The sequence below is a fragment of the Oribacterium sp. oral taxon 102 genome (assembly GCF_013394775.1).
Classification (GTDB): Bacteria; Bacillota; Clostridia; order Lachnospirales; family Lachnospiraceae; genus Oribacterium.
Genome location: NZ_JABXYT010000001.1, coordinates 2,134,200 through 2,154,028, shown reverse-complemented (window position 1 = coordinate 2,154,028; position 19,829 = coordinate 2,134,200). Strand labels below are relative to the sequence as shown.

The following is a 19,829-nucleotide window of genomic DNA, read 5'->3' as shown; positions in this document are numbered from 1 at the left end:
TGCTTCCCATCCCCAAAACGAGCCTGCATTTCCGCCCGTGTCAGCGTTCAGCGGAGGGAGAGCCGCATATCATGCCAGCTTTCACCGCCCCAGCGGGAGTCTCCGATGCCGAGATCCTCGAAGCCGAAGCCTTCATAGAACGTGACGAGATGTGTATGACAGGTGAGAACCAGCGCCTCCCTGCCGCGCGCCTTTTCCCGTTCGATATAGCGATCCATCAGTGCGGTCGCGAGACCGTGGTGGCGGTATTCCGGCGAGACATTCAGTCCGAGGAGGTAGACGGTCTTCCCGGCGGGCTCGTGCAGCGCGGCATCCATGAAGAATTCGTCGCGGAAACGAGGCTCGTCGGAGCAGATTCCGCAGAGGAAGCCCGCGAGCTTCGGATTGACCTGGTCACAGGCGACGAAGAAGTTTTCGGACGCTTTCTCGATCCGCTGCCGGAGCTGCTCCGAAGTACACGCTTCGTTCGGCGGGAAGCAGACTTTTTCAAGCGCCGTGAGCTCCTCCCATTCAGAGAGCTTTGCATTACGGAATTCGAATCGGTCAAAATGAAAACGCATGGCGGGGAAGGGCTCCTTTCTCAATGGGCGGCAGGGGATTTCCCCCTGCCGCGGAAACGTTAAGGCATCCATGCCCCTCCTGCGGGGCATGGATGCCTGAGGTTATATATATATGGCATCACGCCTATGGATTAAATCAGCGCGACCTCAGTCTGTCTCTTCTGTGGAAACAGAAGCCGCTGCATTGCTATCGGTGCGCTTTTGAAAAGCGTCGAAGTCCTCGCTGCTGGTGCTTCCCTTGATGGGACCGGAGGTTTTTTGTGTGAGATCCGGGTTTTTGCCCTTTACGGCATGGATCTGATTTAACGGCTTCTTCGGACGCGTCTTCTTCGTGGAGGAAGCAGTGCTGCTCGTCGCACTCGATGCGGCGGTACTTCCCGAAACAGTCTGAACTACGCCGTCCTTGATCCACTGCCCGTCTGCATTTACGGTATAGCCGTCCGGTGTCGTGGCAGAGGAGAGCATCCAGCCCTCGGCATCGAAGTAGTACCATTTTCCATCAATGACCTGCCAGCCGCTCCTGGTATAGCTGCCGTCGGCATTCTCATACCACCATCTCTTGCCGGCATCGTCCTGCTTCCATGCGGCAAACGCCGGAAGCGTGCCGGAAACGGTCAAGAGTCCGAGCATTGCAGCCATAACGATAGATTTCTTCATAAATATACCTCTCAATTTTAAAATCCTCTCGACAAGCTGCAATGCAGCCGATCAACTGCCTATAGTGTAAACGGATTTCCCGACCGTGACAAGGTCTGTATCTTAGAAAATAGGGTCGAAAAATTTAAGATCCTTACATTCCCCGCGAAAAAAGACATAGCAGCATGGTATAATATGATCTGAGAAAACATCAAACAGTTTAAGAGGGAGAGAGTATGGCGAAAAATCTACTGGCAGCACAATCCGGAGGGCCGACTGCGGCAATCAACGCGACGCTTGCAGGCATCATAGAGCAGGCAGACGCTATGGAGGGGATTGACAGGATCTACGGCGCACGCTACGGTATTCAGGGCGTGCTGTCTGAGCGATTTCTCGATTTGGGAGAGCGTCTCCGGACGCTGGGCGCTTCGGAGTTTGGGGAAGAACAGGAGAAGCGGCGTTGGGAAAGAATGCTGAACCGCCTGAGCACGACACCTGCGGCGGCGCTGGGCTCCTGCCGATATAAGCTGAAGGATCCGGCGGAGGACAGCTCGGAATTCGAAGCGCTGTTCCGGATCTTTCGGAAGTATGAGATAGCATACTTTGTATACATTGGCGGCAATGATTCGATGGATACCGTCGCGAAGCTTTCCCGCTTCCTCGCGGAGAGGGGAGAAAGCGGCATTACCGTAGTGGGCGCGCCGAAAACCATTGATAACGATCTCTTCGGGATCGATCACTGCCCGGGCTTCGGCTCCGCGGCGAAGTATATTGTCTCTTCGCTTTCCGAGCTGGAGCGGGAGCTCTTGGTATATGATACCGACTATGTGATCCTCGTGGAAATGATGGGGCGGAATGCCGGCTGGCTGACAGCGGCGGCGGCGCTTTGCGAGGGCAGAAATTCGGAGATCCCTTATCTTCTCTATTTGCAGGAGAGAGCATTCTGCCTTGATCGCTTCCTCACGGATGTACGGGACAGGCTCAGGGAACATCGGCAGGTGATCGTCGCCGTTTCGGAGGGCATACGGGATGAGAACGGCATCATGCTCTGTGATTATGACGGTGTGGATGGCGGGCTCGATGCATTCGGACACCGGATCGCGTCCGGTGCGGCGCGGGTGCTGGAGCGGGCGGTACAGCGGGAGATCGGCTGCAAGGTACGCTCGATCGAGCTGAATCTTCTGCAAAGATGCGCGGGGCATATCCTCTCGGCGACCGATGTCGAGGAGTCGCGGGAGCTGGGGCGAAATGCGGTGCGGCTCGCTCTCAGGGGGAGAAACGGCGTGATGTCCTCCCTCCGGCGGCTGCCGGGGCCGGACTACGCCGTGGAGTACTTTCCCGTGGAAATCACGGAGATCGCGAATCGGGAGAGGAAGGTTCCGGATGCGTGGATCAACGCGGCAGGAAATAACGTCACACCGGAATGCAGGGCATATCTTCGCCCGCTGATCCGGGGAGAGCAGAGCTGTGCATTCGAGGACGGCATCCCGAAGTATGTCGTCCTGTTCTGAGGAGATGCCGGAATGTCCGCTCATGCAGGCATGGCGCCCATTCCGGCATCTGACAGGGACTTATACAATAAAGCCATGATGGAGGAAGGGATGGAGAAGCGGTACGGTGAGGGATATCGGCATAGAGAGGATGTAAAGAACAGCGTGGGCAGGCTGCTTTTTGTGGGAATCTCTGCTCTCATCCAGCTCCTGTGGTTTGCCTTTATCATCCTGCGGCTGAGCGAGAGCTACCTCTGGGTATCCGCCGTGCTTCGCATCCTGACGATAGCAGCTGTTCTCCGGATCTTCGGCAGACATACGAACGCGACGATCAAGCTGAGCTGGATTGTCTTCATTATGGCGACGCCGATTCTGGGGCTGGTCTTTTATTTGCTGAGCTACCGCTCCAACTTTGTCAATACAATGTCGAAGCGGTTCCGGAAACTGGACAGCCTGCTCCTTTCGAAGCTTCCGGATACGTCGGCACTCGTAGAGAGGCTGCGCTGCGAAAATCCCGGGGTGGGAAATCAGGCGTACTTTTTGCAGAGGAGCGCAGGCTTCCCGCTCTATCAGGATACAGATGTGGCGTATTACAGCGACGCGAGACAGGGGCTGGAGGCGCAGAAGGAGGCGCTTCGTCATGCCGAGCGCTTCATTTTTATGGAATATCATGCCATTGAGGACAGAGAGGCGTTCGGAGAGCTTCGGGAGATTCTCACGGAGAGGGCACGCGCCGGCGTAGAGGTGCGGATATTCTACGATGAGGTAGGCTCGGTCGGCTTCCTGACGCGGGGCTTCATTCGGGAAATGGAGAGTTATGGGATACGCTGCCGCGTGTTCAATCCGATCATGCCGCTCGTAAATCTGTTTATGAACAACCGCGACCACCGGAAGATTACGGTGATTGACGGCAGGATCAGCTTCACCGGAGGCTATAATCTCGCGGATGAATACTTTAATCTGACCCATCCCTACGGCATATGGAAGGACAGCGGCATCCGCATGGAGGGGGCGGCGGTTCGCACCATGACGATGCTTTTCCTCGAGATGTGGAATGCGATGGATCGAAGCGGCATGGAGGACGTTTCGAAGTATCTGGACGATACGGAGGGGGATGCGGAGAGAAGAGGATTTACGGCAAAGGAAAGGGATGCCTATATTCTTCCCTATGCGGATACGCCGCTGGATGAGCTGCATACCGGAGAGGATGTGTATCTGAATGTCCTGAAGAATGCGAAATATTATGTATATATCATCACGCCGTATCTGATTCCTACGGACGACATGGTTCGCGAGCTGACGCTCGCGGCACGGCGGGGTGTGGATGTCCGCATTCTCACGCCCGGCATCCCGGACAAGCCGCTGATCTATGGGATGACGCGCTCCTATTACGGGGCGCTCGCGCGGGAGGGCGTCCGCCTGTTCGAGTATACGCCGGGCTTCTGCCACGCGAAGCAGGTGGTTGCGGATGGGGAGCTCGCCGTGATCGGGACGATCAATTTCGACTATCGCTCCCTCTACCATCACTTCGAGAATGCGGTGCTGCTCTATCGCTATGCCTGTATAGCGGAGATGCGGGAGGACTTCCTGCATTGCCTCGAGGAGTCCGGAGAGGTCACCGCGCGCTATCGTGACGGAAGATCCGCCGTGCTTCGCATCGGACAGTGCGTGCTGCGTCTCTTTGCTCCGCTTTTGTGACGCATTGCACTGCCTGTTCAGCCCCGGCGGTTGCTCCTCCAGATCAGATACAGTCCGCGGAGCAGGAGCTGCTCGTCAATCCGGATCGGATGCGTGCAGTAGGGACATACGGAGGCTGCCAGTCCGCCGGTGGCGACAATGCTGGCAACGCCGTCAAGCTCTGCCTCGAAGCGGTGCAGGATGCCGTCGAGCGCGCCGGCAGCGCCATAGAGGAGCCCTGCACGGATGGCATCGCCGGTAGCGGTGGCGATCAGCTTTCTGGGCGGCGCGAGATCGACCGATGGCAGCAGGGAGGTATTTCCGGCGAGCGCATTCATCGAGATCCGGACACCCGGCATGATGACTCCGCCGATATAGCTGCCCTCCCGATCCACGACGGTCACGGTGGTGGCGGTTCCCATATCGATAATGATGGCAGGCAGCGGGAAGAGCTGCTTCGCGGCGACCGCGGTCGCGACGAGATCCGAGGCAATGCTGCCGGGATCGTCGATCCGGATCCGAAGTCCTGTCCGGATACCGGCGCCGACGACGAGACTGTCCCTGCCGGTCAGCAGCCGGAGCGCCTTGCGGAGCGTTTCTGTTAGACCGGGGACGACAGAGGAGAGGATCGCCCCTTCGAAGCGTGGCTCCTCCGGACCGAGGAGCCGCAGGATCCGGTCAATGTCGGATGCGTATTCGAAATGACTTTTGTTCCGGTTGCTTTCTATGCGGAATTCCCGCACGATCGTCCCCTGCTCGTCGATACAGCCAAGCACGGTCTGGGTATTGCCGCAGTCTGCTGCTAAGATCATAGTGTCCTCTTTCCTTGCAGAAGCTTTCTTAGGAGCTTCTGAGCTTCCATCGTTTCTGTTTCAGCGAATGACTTACTTGAACGGTTACCATTATATACCAGTCCTGCCGCCCGCGAAAAGGGCTTTTGGAGAAGCTTGCGCGACGCAGACAAATTGGGTATGATAAGATCGGCAAGGGGCAGAAAGGATGGCGGCATGAGCAGGGAAAGCGGGAAAAACGGCAGAGCTGCGGAGGCGGTGCTTCCGTTTCGGATTCATGAGTCCGTGAGCATAGACGGGAACCGGCTGACGCTCCCTCTGAGCTGGAGTGAGGAGGTCGAGCTTCTCTACTTTAAGAGCGGGCGCTTTCGCGTAATGGTAGAGCTTTCGGAATATGAGATTTCGGAGGAATGTATCTGCTTCGTGAATCCCGGAGAGCTTCGCCGGGTTTCCGCACTTTCGGAGGGGGCGGTAGAATATTCCGTTCGCTTCCGTCTGGACTGCCTCCTTTTTCAGCAGGAGGACATCACGGAGACGGCGCTGCTCCGTCCGCTCGCTGCCGGTAAGCTCAGCTTTCCCCGGTTTATCGGGGTTTCCGACCTCGGAAACGCGGAGATCCTGTGCTGGACGACGGCGCTTCTGCAACGCTTTCGGAGGCTTGGGGAACGCTGCCCCTCGATCCGAAGCAGCGAGAGGCTGGTGCTCCGCAGCGCATCGGACAGCCTCCTCCTGAAGGCAGAGCTGCTTCGTCTGATCGGGCTGCTGGATTCCTATGGGCTTCTCAGGGAGGCACGGCAGCGGACGGCGGACAGACAGGTTCAGGTCATCAAGCAGACGGTTCTGCATATCCGGGAGAACTACCAGAGACGGATCTATGTGCGGGATCTGGCGGCACTTGTCGGATTGAACGGGCACTACTTCATTCACTTTTTCAAGCGGGTCATGGGAGTGCCGCCGCTGGAATATATCAACCGCTTCCGGGTACAGCAGGCGAAGCGGGAGCTCACCGAGAGCAGAGACAGAGCGTATGAGGTCGCGGCGCGCTGCGGCTTCCACAATATCGGGAATTTCATTCGGGTTTTCCGTGCTGTCACCGGCATGACGCCGAATCGATTCCGGGATTACTGTGCGGAAAGCATGCATCCGCGGGATGCCCGGGGACAGACGGGGGAATGATTTGGGGAAGCAAGCTGAATTACGGAAAAAGAAGGAGAAAAAATGACATATTATTACCCTGCGGTGATTACGAAGAAGGACAACGGGTATCGGGTGGATATTATAGATCTGGAGGACTGCTACGGGGAGGGGGCAGATCTGGATACTGCGCTGGAGGAGGCACGCTATGCGGGTGTGAACTGGCTGCTCGCGGAGCTGGAGGATACGATGGAGTTTCCGGCGCAGACGCATCTTGCGGATCTCCGGCTCGCGGAAAACCAGAGAGGGACGATGCTTGCCCTCCTGATGCCGCGGAATGACGGCTGGGACGAGTAGGAGGACAGGGGAAACCGTGAGCGATACCGGGGAGACAGAGGAGGAGCGTATGGACTACAGAATCGAACGGGACTCGATGGGGGAAATCCGGGTGCCCGCGGATCGCTGCTGGGGCGCGCAGACGGAGCGAAGTCTCGAGAACTTCCGGATCGGGACAGAGAAGATTCCGGAGGAGATGATCTCTGCCTTCGCAATCCTGAAAAAGGCGGCGGCACAGGCGAACCGCAGTCTGGGCAGTCTGGATGACAGGCGTGCCGGATGGATCGAGACGGTCTGCGAGGAGATTCTGGCGGGCAGGCTCGACGGGAATTTCCCGCTCGCGGTCTGGCAGACCGGCAGCGGCACGCAATCCAATATGAATCTGAATGAGGTCATCGCGAACCGCGGCAATGCACTCGCCGGGGAGAAGCTTCTCCATCCGAACGACCACGTCAATATGTCCCAGAGCTCCAATGACACCTTCCCGACGGCGATGCATATCGCGGCGGTGCTTGGGATCGAACGGCAGCTGCTCCCGGCGATCGGCGGGCTGATCGAGACCTGTCACCGGCTGGAGGAGGAGAACACGGGCATCGTGAAGAGCGGACGCACCCATCTGCAGGATGCAGTTCCGATCTCCTTTTCGCAGGAGATCAGCGGCTGGCGGGGAATGCTGGAGAAGGACAGAGAGATGCTCCGCGCTGCGCTTCCGTATCTTCGGGAGCTGGCGCTCGGCGGCACCGCGGTCGGAACAGGACTTAACGCTCCGAAGGACTTCGGCCGCCTCGCCGCGGAGGCGGTGTCTGTGCTGACCGGCACGAGGTTCGTGACGGCGGAGAACAAGTTTCAGGCGCTGAGCAGCAAGGATGCGCTGGTGTTCGCCCATGGAGCAATGAAGGCGCTGGCGGCGGATCTCATGAAGCTCGCAAACGATGTGCGCTGGCTCGGCAGCGGGCCGCGCTGCGGGCTCGGAGAGCTCTTTCTGCCGGAAAACGAGCCGGGCAGCTCCATCATGCCGGGCAAGGTGAACCCGACCCAGTGCGAGAGCGTGACGATGGTAGCAGTGCAGGTGATGGGCAACGATGCGGCAATCGGCTTCGCCGCCTCGCAGGGAAACTTCCAGCTCAATGTCTTCATGCCGGTGCTGATCTACGATTTCCTCCAGTCACTTCGGCTGCTCACGGATTCGATCCGCTCCTTCGACCGGAATTGTATGCGGGGGATCCGCCCGAACCGGCGGAAAATGGAGGAAAATCTCCGCCGCTCCCTGATGCTGGTTACCGCGCTTTCGCCCTATATCGGCTACGAGAACGCGGCAAGGACGGCGAAGAAGGCGTATCAGGAGGAGATTTCGTTGCGGGAGGCATGCCTCTCTCTCGGCTATCTCACGGCAGAACGCTTCGACGAGGTCTTCCATCCGGAGGAGATGGTCTGAGCGGAAACACAGCCGCAGGCAAATGCCAAGCGAGAATTTTGAAGGCAACACAATTACGCATTGCATCACGGAGGATTCAAGAAGAGCGCCGTATGCAGAAAGCGCTTGCTTTTTTTTTCGCTTCGGGGTATGATTCTTAGGTGCTTCGGGATGTAGCGCAGGTGGTAGCGCGCTTGACTGGGGGTCAAGAGGCCGCAGGTTCAAGTCCTGTCATTCCGATGACGCGAAAAAGCGCGGGTTTTCAGCGAGATAGCGAAAATCCGTGCTTTTCTGATGTTTTGGCGGGATTTTCCGGCAGCTTGGCAGGAACTTCACAGCCCGTTCCCTTGCAGAATGAATAAAATTTTTGTATTCTATAAGACAGAATTCCCATGTGCAAAAACATAGTATACAGAAAAATACAACAGCGATAGAGAACCGGAATTGCACGGAAAGGACAAGAGCATGAAGCTCGTAAGGATGGAATGTCCCAGCTGCCACGGACAGCTGGATGTGAAGGAGGAACAGGGACAGGGGTTTGTGAAGTGCCCTTTCTGCGGTACGATGGTGTATCTGGATGAGGAAAAGCCGGATGTGAACCAGACCATATATATCGACCAGCTCAACATCGGCGGGGAGAAAAAAGAGGAAAAGACCTCTCCGCTTTTGACGCTGGCGGTAAGCATTACGATTGTTCTTATTGCGCTCCTTATGATAGCGGCAGGAGGTCTGTGGCGCCATACGGCGGAGACAGCGAAGGCGAGCTACCGTACCGCGCCGCAGGATCCGGCGGTGCGGGAATTTCTGACGCAGGCATTTGGGCAGTCCTACACGGCGCTTACTGCCGAGCAGCTTGAGCGGGTGCGGTATCTCCGGATCGAGCGGGAGGACAGCGAGGGGCAGTGGGACGATACGGAGAACCACTGGATTTTCATCTGGGCGGAGCAGATCGATGATGCGGGGGCTCCGGTGAATCCCGAACAGATCGAGACAGGCGGGACGAAGGCGATAGAGCTGGAGGATATGCAGATATTCGCCGCTTTGCAGGCGCTTGACATCCATGCAGCGCGGGAGGTTCAGTGGTCGGAGGCTTATTCGGATAGAGATATCCGGGATCTCAAAAATCTTGCGGAGCTTCATTATTTTCAGGGTGGTTATGGATTTCTGATATCGGAATTATCGGAGATCTTTGCCGATCCCTCTCAGATCTATAATCTCGGGGCAATCTATTTTTCCGATAGAGAAGATTTGGAGAGGCTTTCTGCCTTTACGGGGCTTCGGATGCTGTCGCTTTCGCTGGGGGAGAACTGCGGGAAGGATCTTCATTTTCTGAGCGGGATGCAGAATCTGGGCACGCTCTGGCTTTCTTTCGGTACAGATACGGAGTTTGATCTTTCAGCATTGTCCACGCTTTCGAAGCTCAAGAGTCTGTACCTCTCGTCGTACGGCGCGAAGCTGGAGAATATCACGGTGCTGATGGGGCTTCCGCAGCTCGAGCAGCTTCAAACAGAGAATGTGGACGCGCTGAAGGATCTGAGCTTCGTTCGGAATATGCCCAAGCTTCGTGTGCTGGACATCGATGGCAGCCCGCTCCTCGATCTGGAGGGGCTTCGGGACGCCTTGTCACTGCAGGAGCTTCGAATGAAGAGCTGCTATGATTTGAAGGATGTTTCCGCGCTCAGCACGCTGCGCTCTCTGAAGAAGCTGAAAATCTCGGGGGATCTGGAACTTTGATATCCAGCTTCCGGCGCTGCAGGAGCTTTCTTTGCTGGAGGAGGTGGAGATCGAATGCTGGCACCTCGATGCGATCGCCGGGATGCCGTCGATTCGGCGGCTGCAGATCTATGAGACGTGCTTAAGCTACTCGCTGGAGCCGCTTCGGGGCATGCAGGAGCTGAGAGAATTGTATATCCGCAGCTATCACAGCGCGAAGAAAGGGGATCTGGGAGCGGTGCTCGCTGCGCTTCCGGCACTGGAGAAGCTGACCTTCTCCTATGGCTCGCTCATGGACGGAGCCGACTACGCGGATGTCTTCTCCGTTCCGACAGTGAAGGAGTTTGTGATAAAGCCGGACGATGCGTTCTCCAGCTATGTACAGCTTTCTATGAGCCATATCAAGGACAATCCGGTGCTGGAGCGGCTGGATCTCAGTGGGATCGAGATCGAAAATCTGGACAGACCGGACGAGAGACCGCAGCCCTTCGGCGTCTATGCGGAAGAGTTCCTGTCGCATTTCCCGGGGCTGAAAAGTCTCAACGTATCAGGCACAAAGCTGGACAGTCTGGACTTCGTCCGAAATATGCCGGAGCTCGCGGAGCTGGACATCTCCGATAATTATATCACGGATCTGACGCCGCTCGCCGGACTTCCCAATCTGAAGAAGCTCGTGCTCCGCGGCAATCCGGTGCAGAACCCGGACATTCTGCCGGACACGGTGGAGATGATACGATAAACGGAGAAGCCCCTCGCCGGAAAGTGCGTTTTTGTTCTCCTTCGTGATGCCATGAGGCATCTGTTTAGATCTGTGGCTTAACCCGAGCTTCTCCATACTCCTGTAGACAGTTCGCTCACTGGGAATAAATACAACAAAGGATGCGGTAAAACATCAAATTGTTTTACCGCATCCCTGTCTTTCCCTTCAGTGAGAATCTTTCTCTGCCTGTTTATCGTTTTGTTTTATCCTCTCCGCACAGGAGGCAGGCTTCCCTTATTCCTGCTCCTTCCGCTCCAGATTGTCCAGATAGCTTCTGGAACGTTCGGCGGCGAGACGCTCCTTCTGATAGCGGTAGCTCTGCTCCTCTATCTGATGCTCCCGACGGAGCTGCCGGAACAGCAGCGTCTGCGTTCTGTCGAAGAAATCCATGATTTCCGTGCTTACCGTATGCAGATAATGCTCGAAGTGCCGGAGACCTGCGTCGAAATTACCCTCCAGCAGCATGTCCGGAGATACATGCAGTGCGGAGGAAATCAGCAGCAGTGTTTCCAGACTGCACTGTGAGCCGCCATGCTCAATGCGGGAAATGGTATTTACATTCGCGCCGATCGCTTCCGCGAGATCCTCCTGCCGCAAGTGCCTGTGTTTTCTGAACTTTCGGACATTCTTGCCCAGCTTTACCGGATCCCAGCTTTTCCTCTTATTCTGTGCTTCCATAGGTTTCCTCCATCTCATTCTGCCTCAAACGGCATATTCGTTTCATATTCCTTCTTCGGATAGTAGTATTATCGCATAGTTTTCGGAAGATTGCAGATTTTTTTGCAGCAGATATGGAAATTTTGCAAGCAAATTCTGTAACTTTGATTATTATTGCAGCTTAAAATTTTATTATAAGCATTAAGCTGGCGCATCGCAACGGCAGCTTGCCAGAGTGTAAGGAAAGAGACAGCGGACAAGATTTGCCGTACAAAAAAGAGAAGCCGTGAATGAATGGGCTTCTCTCTGTCGGAGCATAGAGAAAAACTGCGGGATCTGCCGCAGCTTTTCTTTTGCCGGAAACGGCGCAGGGAGCTCAGCGCTCCGGTGTCAGAGTCAGAGACTGTTTCCGGAGAACCGGATACAGCGACATGTAGATGATAGTCGAAACGATCGCGGAGACGACGGCATTGATGCCTGATGCCAGAAAATTGATACGGAGCGAAACGTCGGCAGCCGGCTTCCCGAGGATCAGAATCTTGTAGAAGTAGCCGATGATCGGGTCCGCGATGACGTTGAAGAGCAGTCCGAGACTCACGGAAAGGATGACCCAGCGGAGAATGTGACTGCGATCGTCGCTGTGGCCGATCCTGCCGACTCTGTGCGCGAGGAAGCCGGTAATGAGACCGATCAGGAGCTTGCAGAGAAAGGTCTTCGGAACGAGCGGGAGATAGACCGGATCGAAGAAATCGCCGATGCTCATGCCCAGCGCGCCGGCGAGACCGCCCAGAGGTCCGCCGATAACGAGGGCGGCGAGCACGACGACGGCATTGCCGAGGTGGATAGAGGTCATATCCGCGCCGACCGGAATCTTGATCTGCAGGAAGGTAAATACCGCGTAGGAAAGCGCGGCGAAGAGCGCGGTAAGGGCGATTCGGTAGCTGCTTTGCTGTTTCATAAGTTCTCCTCTTTCTGTGAAGCGGCATGATGAAAATGAAGAATGGGAGGCTTCACGATGTGATGTCGGTAGTATAATGCCATTTTGGATATATTAGAATTACCAGTTTGTGTTTTTTGGATAATACCAAAAGAGGAAGAAAAGAGAGAAATCCGTTTGCTTTCCATAGGATAGTGTGATAAAATTAGAACATTAGTTCAAGAGAAATGAGTTATAAAGCAAAAAAAACGGAGGTACGGTATGTCGATTCGTTTTCTGTTCGGTATCAGCGGCAGCGGGAAAACGGAATATATGATTCGCAGAGCGCTTCGGGAGGCGCCGCGGGATCTTCGAAGACAGTGGCTGTTCCTCGTGCCGGAGCAGGATACGCTCAGTATGCAGCGCCGTGTCGCGGGACATCCGGAGAATCCGGGGAAGGGAATGCTGAATATCGACGTGCTGAGCTTCCGGCGTCTTGCCTACCGGGTGTTCCGTGAGCTGAATCAGGAGCCCCCGCGGATCATCGATGACAGCGGCAAGGTGATGATTCTTCGGGAGACGGCAGAGAAGGTGTGCGGGGAGCTGTCCTATTACCGGGAGCAGCTCAACCGTCCGGGCTTTCTCCGGGAGCTGAAGTCGCAGATCTCGGAGTTTTACCAGTACCGTATCCTGCCGGAGATGCTCGATATGGCAGCGGAACGGAGCGGCTCTGTGCAGACGAAGAGCAAGCTACGGGATCTCGCGCTTCTCTATCGTGCCTTCCGGGAGTATATGGACAGCCATGGATACCTTGCGCAGGAGGAGCTGCTGGATCGTCTGCTGCAGGCGCTGCCGCTGTCGAAGCAGCTTCGGAACAGTACGCTTTTTTTCGACGGCTTCACCGGCTTCACACCGGTGCAGCAGGACATCATCGAGGAGCTGATGCTGCAATCGAGTGAGCTCTGCTTCGCGCTGGATCTCAGGGCGGAGGAAACGGCGTCGATTTATGAGAAGCGGGGGGCGGAGGACTTATTCTATCTGACGAGAGAGACCGTACAGCGGCTGTCGTTTCGCGCGGCGCGGCAGAGAATCCCGGTAGCGCCTCCGATCGACCTGAACCGTTATCAGGCAGAGACGGGAGAGCCGCAGGGGGCTTCGCCTGTCTTTCCGCGCTTCTCAGCGGCACCGGAGCTGCAGTATCTCGCGGAGCAGATCTACCGCTACGGGGAGCCGGAGCAGGAAGCACCGCCCGCATCTTCGATCGAGCTCTGGGAGGCGGGCGATATTCGGAGCGAGCTGGAGCATGCGGCAGAGCAGATCGAGCATGCCGTAAGGGAAGAGGGGAAACGCTACGCGGAGATCGGTATCCTGCTGACTGTACCGGAGGAGTATCGGGATCTGCTCTTTCGGGTCTTCGGGGCGGCGGAGATCCCATATTTTCTGGATGACAGCCGGAGCCTGCTGGACTCTCCCTATGCGGAGCTGATCCGTGCCGCGCTGCTGGTGCCGGAAAGGAGCTTCAGCTTCGACAGCGTGATTCGCTACCTCCGCGCGCTTCCTCTGCGCTCGGAGGAGGAGGAGAATGAAATCGATCTCTTCGAGAATTACCTCCGGGAGAGCGGGAAGCGGGGGCTCGGGAAATATCGGGAGGACTGGGAGGCGTATCCGCTACTGAAGGAAAAGCTGATAGGCCCGCTGCTCCTGCTGCAGGAGGAATCCGGGCGAGGGAGCACGGCGGCGGAACGCACCGAGGCGCTCAGGGCGCTGCTCGAGCGGATCGGCGCACGGGAGCGGGTAGAGGCTGCGGCGGAAGAGAAGCGGCAGGCAGGAGAGCAGGAGCTCGCGGAGGAGCTCCTGCAGGGGATGGCACGGATTACGGAGCTGCTGGAGCGTCTGGCTCTGCTGCTCGGGGATACAGCGGTTTCCCGGAGGGAGTATATCGACATTCTGGACAGCGGACTCAGGGAGGAGAAGCTCCACATCATCCCGACGACGGTGGATCAGGTAATGATCGGAGATCTGACCCGTTCGAGATTTTCCAATCCGTCGGTCTTCATGATTCTGGGGGCGAGCGCCGCCAATCTGCCGAAGGCTGCGGGAACCTCCGGGATACTCGGGGATCGGGAGAGGGCGCTCTTTCGGGAGCTGGAGATGGAGCTCGCGCCGGATCGGACGGAGGACGCGCTGCTGGAGCGCTTCTACATTTACCGTGCGCTGGCAGCGCCGTCTCAGAGACTGCTCCTTTCCTATGCCACGAAGGGCAGGGGCGGCAAGGGGCTTCGGAGATCCTCGGTGATGGAGAAAATCGAACAGCTCTTCCCGAATATCCGGATGCAGTCCGTCAGGAAAAAACAGATGGAGCTCTACACCGGAAGGGAACTGCTCCGTCAGCTCTCACGCAGGCTTCCGGATTATCTCGAGGACAGAAGGGCGGAGAAACCCGCTTCGGAGACGGAGGAGACGCTTCTCAGGACATTGCTTCTGCTCCGGAGAAATGGCTACAGAGCGGAGAGTGCGGGGCTGCTTTCTGCTGCCTTTACGCACTACCGGGAGTCGAAGCTGGAGCGCAGCGCGGCGGAGGCTGTCTATGGGGAGCGTCTGCGCGGCTCGATCACGAGGATAGAGCAGTTTAATCAGTGTGCCTATGCGCATTTTCTGCGCTATGGGCTGCGGCTTTCCGAACGGAAGACAGATGAAATACAGGCATTTGATATCGGAAATCTGTATCATCGGGCGATAGAGCTTGCTTTCCGGGAGGCAGAACGGCAGAAGCGGGGGCTGGGAGAGCTTTCCGCTGCAGAGCTTCACATGCTTTCCGAGCAGGTCGTGCTGCAAACCGCGGAGGAGAACCGCGACCTCCGTCTGCTTTCTACCGGCAGGAACCGGTATATCCTGAGAAAGATCGGAGAGATTACGAGGACGACGCTCTGGGCGTTGTCGGAGCAGCTCCGGCGGGGGGATTTCCGGACGATAGCGCTGGAACGGGACTTTGACCTGCTTCGGGACGGGATAGAGCTTCGGGGGAGGATCGACCGTGTGGACAGCTGCCGCAGCGGGGATCGGCTCTATGTCAGGGTGATCGACTATAAGTCCGGCAGGACAGCATTCTCTCTGCAGAAGGTTTATGAGGGGCTGCAGATCCAGCTGGTGACCTATATGAATGTCATGCTGCAGAATCTTGCGTACCGGAATCCCGGCAGGGAGGTGCTCCCGGCGGGGCTCTTCTACTACCATATCGACAGTCCGGTGCTGGATTATCAGGAGGGAAAGCGGGAGGAGGAGCTGCTCAGGGAGCGTCTTCAGGCGCTTCGGATGGATGGTCTCGTGAATGCGGAGCTGGACATCGTGCGGCACATGGATCGGGATTTCACGAAGGATTCCGATGTGATTCCGGCGACGCTTCGGGACGGGCTCGTAGATGAACGGAAGAAGTCCGCAGCGAGCACGGAGCGTCTCACAGCCCTCAGGCATTATGTGGATCGCCGGATCGGGCGGGACGCGCGCAGGATACTGGAGGGAGAAATCGCAGTGCGTCCGGTGCGGGAGGATAAGGAGAGGACGGCATGCAGTTACTGCCCCTATCACAGTGTCTGTGCCTTCGACCCGCGTGTGGAGGGGTATCGTTACAGAAATATCGGGAAGATTTCGGAGGAGGAGCTTTGGAAGAGGCTTTCGGAAGAGGAAGAAAAGGATGGGGATGACGTGGACTGAGGAGCAGGAGAGGATCATTACGCACAGAGAGGGCAATCTGCTGGTTTCCGCGGCGGCGGGCTCCGGAAAGACGGCGGTGCTGGTCGCGCATGTGATCTCGCGGGTGACAGACCGGAAGAATCCGGTTTCGCTTTCGGAGCTTCTGATCATGACCTTTACGGAGGCTGCGGCGGCAGAGATGCGGAGCCGCATTCAGGCGGCGCTGGAGGAGCGGCTTCGGCAGGAGCCGGAAAATGTACTGCTGATCCGGGAGCTTGGAAGGATACAGAATGCCGATATTTCGACGATAGATGCCTTCTGCAAGCGGCTGATCACTGAAAACTATGCGCTTCTCAAGGGACTTGATCCGGGCTTTCGCATCGGGGACGAGGGAGAGCTGAGGTTGCTGAAAAGCGATATCATCGAGGAGCTTCTGGAGGAGCACTATCTCAAGGGGGAAGAACGCTTCCTCCGCTTTATGGATCAGTTTACGAGGGGGAAGAGCGACGAGGGAGTCGAGGAGCTGATTCTGCGCCTTTACGATTATGCCTCCGCCACGCCGTGGCAGGAGGAGTATCTGCGGGATCTGGAGAGCGGCGGAGAGGAAGAGGCGGAGGCACTGCTGCTTGCCTCGCTGCTTCCGGCGCTCGAGGACGATGCGCTGGAGCTGGAGCGGGCGCTTATGCTCTGTGCGGAGGAGGGAGGACCGGAAGAATACCTCCCGATGCTGACAGAGGATCTCGAGGGGCTTCGGCGGGTTCTCTCTGCGGAGACGCTCGACAGTCTGCGCCGCGGTCTTTCGGAGCTTCCTTTCTCGAGACTGAAGCTCTCGAGAGCGAAGAAGCGGGAAGCGGTGAAGGAACTGCGGGAAGCGGTCAAAAAGCATGTTCAGGAGTTTCTGAAACGGCTGATCCTGCCGGAACCGGAGAAGAGAGCGGAGGTTGCAGCGGGCATCCGGGAGAGCATCGGGATGCTGCGTTCGCTGACGGAGGAGTTTCTGCACCGCTTCCGGGAGGAGAAGGACAGGCGGAAAATGCTGGATTTCTCGGATCTGGAGCATTTCGCACTGGAGCTGCTCTATATCCGGACAGAGGAGGGGCGGCGTGTACCTTCCCCGCTGGCGGATGACTATGCGAGGAATCTGAAGGAAATTCTGGTGGATGAGTATCAGGATTCCAATGAGGTGCAGGAATGGCTGCTCTCTGCGCTCTCTGCGGAGCGCTTCGGACGTCCTGATGTCTTTCAGGTGGGAGATGTAAAGCAGAGTATATACAGCTTCCGGCAGGCACGCCCGGAGCTTTTCCTTTCGAAATATCGAGAGGAGAGCTATCCGAAGATAGAGCTGGCGAAGAATTTTCGAAGCAGAGCCGGCGTGCTGGATGCGGTGAATCAGGTCTTCTCCCGTGTAATGCGGGAGGCGGTAGGAGGAATCGACTACAATGAGCGGGTAAGCCTGCATCTCGGCAGGGGCGAAGAGCCGGCATCCCCGGATGGAGAGGATATGGAAGCGTCCGCGAAAAAGGTGTCGGACGATCAGACAGAGCTGCTGCTCTGCGATTACGGCACACTTTCGCTTCCGGACGGAGAGGAGGTCGAGCTGGGACGTGCGGAGGCAGAGGCGCGGATGATCGCACACCGCATCCGGGGGCTCAGGGAGGAGGGCTATTCCTACCGCGACATCGTGATCCTGCTGCGCTCTCTGGGAGACAGTGCGGATCGCATGGTGGAGGTGCTGGGAAATGAGGGTATTCCCGCCTATTCCGTCTCCCGGGAGGGGTATTTTTCCGCGGTGGAGGTGGAGACGGTGCTTGCGTTTCTGAGTATCATTGACAACCCCAGACAGAGCATCCCTCTGGCGGCGGTGATGCATTCTCCGATTTTCGGCTTCACAGATGCAGAGCTTGCGGAGATCAGTGCGGCATATGGGACGCTGGAGCGGCGTTTCCCGGGGGAGGATGCGCTCCGGAACGGAAATACTCCGGAGCAGGCGGACGGAACGGAGCAGGGGGGGGAGGAGCCCGCGGTAGAGGAGGGGGAGGCTTTGCTCTCTCCGGCGCTTTCGGAGAAGCTCTCGCATTTTCGCCGGACGCTCCGGCATTTTCGGGCGCTTTCCCGCTACCGGAGCATTCACGAGCTGCTTTACTGCATCTATGAGGAGACGGGCTACTACGAATATGCCTCCGCGATGCCGGCCGGCAGGAAGCGGCGGGCGAATTTGGATCAGCTGGCGGATTCCGCACTCCGCTTCGAGCAGACGAGCTACCGCGGTCTGTTTGACTTTATTCGTTACATCGAGAAGCTGAAAAAATACAATGCCGATCAGGGAGAGGCATCGGTTTATTCGGAGCAGGATGATCTGGTTCGTATCATTTCCATGCACAAATCGAAGGGATTGCAGTTCCCCGTCGTATTCCTTGCGGGTATGGGAAGGAGCTTTCATACCAGAGATCTGAACGGGAAGCTGCTGATCGATGCGGAGCTGGGCGTCGCCGCCGACTATATCGATCCTGCGGAGAAGCTCCGCTACCCCTCTGTCCGGCGGCTGGTGATCCGGGATCGCCTCCTGCGGCAGCAGCTGGGAGAGGAGCTGCGTATCCTCTATGTGGGGATGACCCGTGCAGAGGAAAAGCTGATCCTGGCGGCAGGACTTCCCGATGCAGAAAAACGGCTCTCGAGGCTGCGGGACAGAACGGAGCCGCTTACGGCGAGCCGTATTCTCTCCGCTTCCTCCATGCTGGACTGGATACTGATGGCGGAGGGGGATCGCCTGCTTTCCGATACGGGGAGCGCACCGATCCGTCTCTGCTGCTTCCCTGCCGGGGAGCTCTTCGACAGAGTGAGGGAGAAGCTGACGGCGGAGCTGAATCTGGAGGAGGCGTTTCTTCGGAAGCTTCACGAGAGAGAGAGACGGAGTGAGGACGGCGATCCGGAATATGAGAAAATGGCGGAGCGGCTGTCCTTCCATTATGCGCATGAGGCGGCGACGAGACTCTTCCCGAAGCATACGGTTTCGGAGATCAAGAAGGAGAGCGGCGCTTTTCTGCCGAGGGGACAGATCCTGCCGGGCAGAGCGATTCGTCTCGAAGCGGAGGAAGAATCGCTTGGGGAGCGCATGCCGCTTCCGGCAGCGTACCAAAAAGAGGCATCCGGTGCAGAGATCGGGGATGCCTATCATCACGCGCTGGCTGCCTATGATTTTGAACGGGGAATGGAGCAGCTCGGGGAGCTCCTCCCGGCGGCAGAGCTTGCCCTGATTCAGGAGGATAAGCTCCGGGAGTTCCTGCTTTCGCCGCTCGGGCAGAGAATGCGGGAAGCGGCGGGAAGCGGACGGCTTTTCCGGGAGCAGAGCTTCATGAAGGAGGTGCCCTACAGCTACCTCTTTCCGGGCAGCGGCATCACGGAGAAGGTGCTCTTACAGGGCGTAATCGATGCCTTTATTTTGGAGGAAGACGGCATCCTGCTCCTCGACTACAAGACAGACCGAGTGCGCACGGAGCGTACGCTGCGGGAACGCTACGCGATACAGCTCAGGCTCTATGCAGACGCACTCACGGCGCTTACCGGGCGGGAGGTGAAAAGCAGATTGATCTATTCCTTCGCGCTGGGAAGGACGGTTATGTTCCCGCCGGAAGCGAAGCCCTCGGATTAAGAGCGAGGAGGCTGCTCCTCCGCTTCCCTCTCTTTCTTCTTCTCCGGAAGATTCTCGAAGAATTCCTGAAGCGATGCGGTGAGATGCTCCTGAATGACGCCCTTCATCTCACAGAAGTGCTCGTAATAGGGGCTGTAGAGCATATTGTAGTTTCCGCTTAGCAGTGCATCCGGAGAGACCTGCAGCGCCTCACAGAGTGACAGCAGCATCTCCAGACTGCAGCCGATCGCGCCGATCTCCAGACGGGAGATGGTATTTACCGTTGTTCCCACCATCTCTGCGAGATCCTTCTGCAGGAGATCCCGTCCGAGACGGTAGTACTTCACCTGCTCTCCGAGCTTTTCCCAGCGAACCTCAAATTTGATCCTTTTCTTTCCGAGAGATTTGTTCATTGTCTGTCCCTTCA

Annotated in this window: 15 protein-coding genes and 1 tRNA gene; 10 read left to right on the top strand and 6 right to left on the bottom strand. The window is 57.3% G+C overall.

Annotated features, from left to right (window positions below):
* Positions 1-47: 47 nt before the first annotated feature.
* The gene (locus HW273_RS09575) at positions 48-632 is read right to left on the bottom strand and encodes a GNAT family N-acetyltransferase (RefSeq protein WP_243206785.1); all 585 of its coding nucleotides are present in this window, start codon (positions 630-632) and stop codon (positions 48-50) included.
* 75 nt (positions 633-707) lie between these two features.
* Positions 708-1,217 (bottom strand): hypothetical protein, encoded by a 510-nt coding sequence (locus HW273_RS09570; RefSeq protein ID WP_179011870.1) that lies wholly within the window; start codon positions 1,215-1,217, stop codon positions 708-710.
* A 215-nt stretch (positions 1,218-1,432) separates the two neighbouring features.
* Here HW273_RS09570 and HW273_RS09565 point away from each other — a divergent pair, with 215 nt between their 5' ends.
* Both HW273_RS09565 and cls read left to right on the top strand, forming a co-directional pair.
* Positions 1,433-2,707: a 6-phosphofructokinase gene (locus tag HW273_RS09565; protein WP_179011868.1), complete on the top strand. Its 1,275-nt coding sequence runs from the start codon at positions 1,433-1,435 to the stop codon at positions 2,705-2,707.
* Between the two features lie 90 nt (positions 2,708-2,797).
* A complete protein-coding gene (gene cls / locus HW273_RS09560) occupies positions 2,798-4,384 on the top strand; it encodes a cardiolipin synthase (protein WP_179012529.1) in 1,587 nt (528 codons plus the stop codon).
* Between the two features lie 17 nt (positions 4,385-4,401).
* Here the strand turns inward: cls and HW273_RS09555 are convergent, their stop codons facing one another.
* The gene (locus HW273_RS09555; RefSeq protein ID WP_179011866.1) at positions 4,402-5,175 is read right to left on the bottom strand and encodes a type III pantothenate kinase; all 774 of its coding nucleotides are present in this window, start codon (positions 5,173-5,175) and stop codon (positions 4,402-4,404) included.
* A gap of 195 nt (positions 5,176-5,370) precedes the next feature.
* Here HW273_RS09555 and HW273_RS09550 point away from each other — a divergent pair, with 195 nt between their 5' ends.
* The 6 genes from HW273_RS09550 to HW273_RS09525 all read left to right on the top strand — a co-directional run bounded on the left by HW273_RS09550 (position 5,371) and on the right by HW273_RS09525 (position 10,490).
* Positions 5,371-6,330: a helix-turn-helix transcriptional regulator gene (locus HW273_RS09550; RefSeq protein WP_179011864.1), complete on the top strand. Its 960-nt coding sequence runs from the start codon at positions 5,371-5,373 to the stop codon at positions 6,328-6,330.
* 42 nt (positions 6,331-6,372) lie between these two features.
* Positions 6,373-6,645, top strand: coding sequence for a type II toxin-antitoxin system HicB family antitoxin (locus tag HW273_RS09545; protein WP_179011862.1), 273 nt, complete (start codon positions 6,373-6,375; stop codon positions 6,643-6,645).
* A gap of 49 nt (positions 6,646-6,694) precedes the next feature.
* Complete coding sequence (gene fumC, locus HW273_RS09540) at positions 6,695-8,059, top strand: class II fumarate hydratase (protein ID WP_179011860.1); 1,365 nt, start codon at positions 6,695-6,697, stop codon at positions 8,057-8,059.
* Between the two features lie 146 nt (positions 8,060-8,205).
* Positions 8,206-8,278, top strand: a tRNA-Pro gene (locus HW273_RS09535).
* Positions 8,279-8,503: 225 nt separating this feature from the next.
* On the top strand, positions 8,504-9,772 hold the full coding sequence (locus tag HW273_RS09530) for a hypothetical protein (protein ID WP_179011858.1): 1,269 nt from the start codon (positions 8,504-8,506) through the stop codon (positions 9,770-9,772).
* Positions 9,773-9,803: 31 nt separating this feature from the next.
* Positions 9,804-10,490: a leucine-rich repeat domain-containing protein gene (locus tag HW273_RS09525; protein WP_179011856.1), complete on the top strand. Its 687-nt coding sequence runs from the start codon at positions 9,804-9,806 to the stop codon at positions 10,488-10,490.
* Between the two features lie 255 nt (positions 10,491-10,745).
* On the opposite strand, the gene HW273_RS09520 is transcribed toward HW273_RS09525, so the two are convergent.
* Together HW273_RS09520 and HW273_RS09515 are read right to left on the bottom strand one after the other, a co-directional pair.
* The gene (locus tag HW273_RS09520; RefSeq protein WP_179011854.1) at positions 10,746-11,189 is read right to left on the bottom strand and encodes a helix-turn-helix domain-containing protein; all 444 of its coding nucleotides are present in this window, start codon (positions 11,187-11,189) and stop codon (positions 10,746-10,748) included.
* A 355-nt stretch (positions 11,190-11,544) separates the two neighbouring features.
* Complete coding sequence (locus HW273_RS09515; RefSeq protein ID WP_179011852.1) at positions 11,545-12,126, bottom strand: ECF transporter S component; 582 nt, start codon at positions 12,124-12,126, stop codon at positions 11,545-11,547.
* A gap of 240 nt (positions 12,127-12,366) precedes the next feature.
* On the opposite strand from HW273_RS09515, the gene HW273_RS09510 reads away from it, so the two are divergent.
* Entirely contained in the window at positions 12,367-15,795 is a 3,429-nt protein-coding gene (locus HW273_RS09510; RefSeq protein WP_179011850.1) for a PD-(D/E)XK nuclease family protein, read from the top strand.
* On the top strand, positions 15,782-19,423 hold the full coding sequence (gene addA, locus HW273_RS09505) for a helicase-exonuclease AddAB subunit AddA (RefSeq protein ID WP_243206784.1): 3,642 nt from the start codon (positions 15,782-15,784) through the stop codon (positions 19,421-19,423). Before HW273_RS09510 ends, addA begins: the two co-directional genes overlap by 14 nt.
* Here the strand turns inward: addA and HW273_RS09500 are convergent.
* Positions 19,420-19,815, bottom strand: a complete 396-nt coding sequence (locus HW273_RS09500; RefSeq protein WP_179011846.1) for a helix-turn-helix domain-containing protein — start codon at positions 19,813-19,815, stop codon at positions 19,420-19,422. The two genes, addA and HW273_RS09500, sit on opposite strands and share 4 nt — an antisense overlap.
* Positions 19,816-19,829 lie beyond the last annotated feature (14 nt).